The organism is Methylobacterium sp. J-078 (genome assembly GCF_022829285.1).
GTDB lineage: Bacteria > Pseudomonadota > Alphaproteobacteria > Rhizobiales > Beijerinckiaceae > Methylobacterium.
Genome location: NZ_JAKSYI010000027.1, coordinates 1 through 2,870, shown reverse-complemented (window position 1 = coordinate 2,870; position 2,870 = coordinate 1). Strand labels below are relative to the sequence as shown.

Sequence of the window (2,870 nt, the reverse complement as noted above, 5' to 3'; positions counted from 1 at the left end):
TGGCAAAGACCTGCTCGATTGATGGTGTGGATGGCTCCTGCTCCCGGGTTTGCGTTGGGGCATAGTCGGGATGTTGTCGCCTCACGCTGAGGAGCCACCCATGTCCGAGCTTGCTACGGTCGGTATCGACCTCGCGAAGAGCGTTTTCCAAATCCACGGTGTCGATGAAAGCGGTCGTGGTCTCGTGCGTCGCCAACTGCGTCGAAGTCAGTTGCTCGCGTTTTTCGAGAAACTTTCTGATGGCCGCAGGCTACGATTGATCGGCCCCCACGAGGTGGTTCAAGGGTAAAGTTAGTGCACGGTTGGCATGGAGTTGACCCCGTTTGTGGTCCACGGCCTATGCAAGTTCTCGGGCTATGACAGCTTGGTTGGCGAATGCTCCGGGCGTCAAGCCGCCCAGAGCCATATGGGGTCGATCTTCGTTGTAGTGGCACCTCCAGTCCTCGATGCGCTCACGGGCATCGGCCAGGGACAGGAACCACGAGGCGTTCAGGCATTCCGCTCGTAGACGGCCGTTGAACGACTCGATGTAAGCGTTGTCGGTCGGCTTGCCCGGTCGGGAGAAGTTGATCTCGACCCCGTTCAGGTAAGCCCACTGGTCGAGCATGCGGCCGGCGAATTCCAGTCCATTGTCGACCCGCAGGCTCTTGGGCCGCCCCCTCAGCCGGACCAAGGCATCGAGTGCCTCGGTCACCTGGAAGGCGCGGAAGTTGGCTCTCGGCGTGAGTGAGAGCGCCTCTCGCGTGTGGCAATCGACGACCGTCAGGATCCGGAACGGACGACCGTCGAAGAGGCGGTCGGACATGAAGTCCATGGCCCAGACCTCGTTGGGTCCGCCGATCGCCGGTCGCCCCTGGCGGTAGCGCCACGCCCGCTTGCGTTTGGGCAGCTTGGACCGGATCGACAGGCCCTCATCCCGGTAGATCCGGTAGGTGCGCTTGTGGTTCACCTTCCAGCCCTCCCGTCGCAGCAGGATGTGCAGCCGCCGATAGCCGTAGCGCACCCGCGCGGCAGCCAGCTCCTTCAGTCGCATCCGCAGTGAACCGCACCGGGTTTTCCTGAGGCCCCAACTCTTGCGAGGATGGAGCCATGACGAAGCGAACCCCACCCTTTTCCCCTGAAGTCCGTGAACGCGCTGTGCGGATGGTGTTGGATCATCAGGGCGAGCACGACTCTCAATATGGTGCGATCCGCTCCATTGCCGCCAAGATCGGCTGCTCGGGTGAGACGCTGCGGAATTGGGTACGCCAGGCCGAGCGCGACCAGGGCCAACGAGCCGGCCCGACGACGGACGAGCGCGAGCGGATCAAGGCGCTGGAGCGGGAGGTTCGCGAACTCCGGCAGGCCAACGAGATCCTGAGAAAGGTATCGGCGTATTTTGCTCAGGCGGAGCTCGACCGCCCGTTCAATTGATGATCGCCTTCATCGACGATCACCGCGGGGCCTACGGGGTCGAGCCGATCTGCCGCGTGCTGCCGATCGCCCCGTCGACGTATCACGCCCATGTCGCGCGCCGGGCCGATCCCAGTAGGCTGCCAGCACGATCCAGGCGGGATGCCGTGCTGATGACCGAGATCCGGCGCGTGTACGAGGCGAATTTCTGCGTCTACGGCGTGCGCAAGATCTGGCGGCAGCTCGACCGTGAAGGGATCACGGCGGCGCGTTGCACCGTCACACGGCTGATGCGAGCGATGGGTCTGCAAGGCGTCGTACGAGGCAAGACAGTCCGGACGACTATCCCTGATCCAGCCGCGGCGTGCGCACTCGACCGGGTCAACCGGCAGTTCAAGGCCGCGTGTCCGAACAGGCTGTGGGTCGCGGACTTCACCTACGTCGCCACCTGGGGCGGCTTCGACAATGGAAGCTTTCGTGGTCGATGTCTTCGCTCGCCGGATCGTGGACTGGCGCGTGTCGCGCTCGGCGCGGGCGGACTTCGTGCTCGATGCCTTGGAGCAGGCTCTGCATGAGCGACGCCCCTTAGCAGGCGGCGGTCTCGTCTGTCACTCCGACCGCGGATCGCAATACGTCAGCATCCGATACACCGAGCGCCTTGCTGAAGCGGGCATCGAACCCTCCGTCGGCAGCGTCGGCGACTCGTACGATAATGCTCTTGCCGAGACCGTGATCGGACTGTTCAAGACCGAGGTCATCCATCGGCGTGGCCCGTGGCGGTCGTTCGAAGCCGTCGAGTTCGCTACCCTCGAATGGGTGGATTGGTTCAATCACCGTCGGCTGCTCGAACCGATCGGAAACGTGCCTCCCGCTGAAGCCGAAGCGCGCTACTATGCCCAGACCGAGGCGCAAGCCTGGGCCGCATAACCCAAACCAAATGGCCTCCGGGAATTCCGGTGCGGTTCAATGACGTCGATCCCCTTGAGCTTGCGTGCGACCCGGATTGCCAGGCATTCGTGCGTGAACGCGTCGACCACGTTGAGCATTCGGATCTTGCGGCCATCGTGCGTGCGGGCCTCGACGAAGTCGTACGACCACACGTGATTGCGGTGTTCCGGGCGAAGACGAACACAGGAGCCGTCGTTGTCCCAGATCCGCCCTCGCTTGGGCTGCTTGGCCGGCACTTTCAGCCCCTCACGCCGCCAGATCCGCTCGACGCGCTTGTCGTTGACGAACCACCCGGTCGCCTTCAGCAACGCACTGATCTTGCGGTAGCCGTAGCGCCCGTACTTCTCGGCCAACGCCACAAGATCGGCCGTCAGCGCCTCTTCGTCATTGCGGCCCCGCGGTACCTTGCGCTGTGTCGAGCGATGCTGTCCGAGCGCCCGACAGGCGCGGCGTTCGGAGACGGTCATCGTCCGCATGATGTGCTCGACACAGGCACGTCGGCGCGCGGGGCTCAGAAGTTTCCCCGGGAC

4 pseudogenes and 1 other annotated feature are annotated in these 2,870 nt (G+C 63.8%); of the pseudogenes, 2 read left to right on the top strand and 2 right to left on the bottom strand.

The features are described from left to right. Positions 1 to 100: 100 nt before the first annotated feature. Positions 101 to 235 (top strand): annotated as a pseudogene (locus MKK58_RS01995) (IS110 family transposase); the annotation flags it as partial. A gap of 102 nt (positions 236 to 337) precedes the next feature. Here MKK58_RS01995 and MKK58_RS01990 read toward each other — a convergent pair. Continuing rightward, positions 338 to 1,042 (bottom strand): annotated as a pseudogene (locus tag MKK58_RS01990) (IS3 family transposase); the annotation flags it as partial. A 47-nt stretch (positions 1,043 to 1,089) separates the two neighbouring features. Here MKK58_RS01990 and MKK58_RS01985 point away from each other — a divergent pair. Further along, a pseudogene (locus tag MKK58_RS01985) lies at positions 1,090 to 2,319 on the top strand (IS3 family transposase). Beyond that, positions 1,371 to 1,487 (top strand) — a sequence feature (AL1L pseudoknot). (Overlaps the previous pseudogene by 117 nt.) A gap of 35 nt (positions 2,320 to 2,354) precedes the next feature. On the opposite strand, the pseudogene MKK58_RS01980 reads toward MKK58_RS01985, so the two are convergent. Next, positions 2,355 to 2,870 (bottom strand): annotated as a pseudogene (locus tag MKK58_RS01980) (IS3 family transposase); the annotation flags it as partial.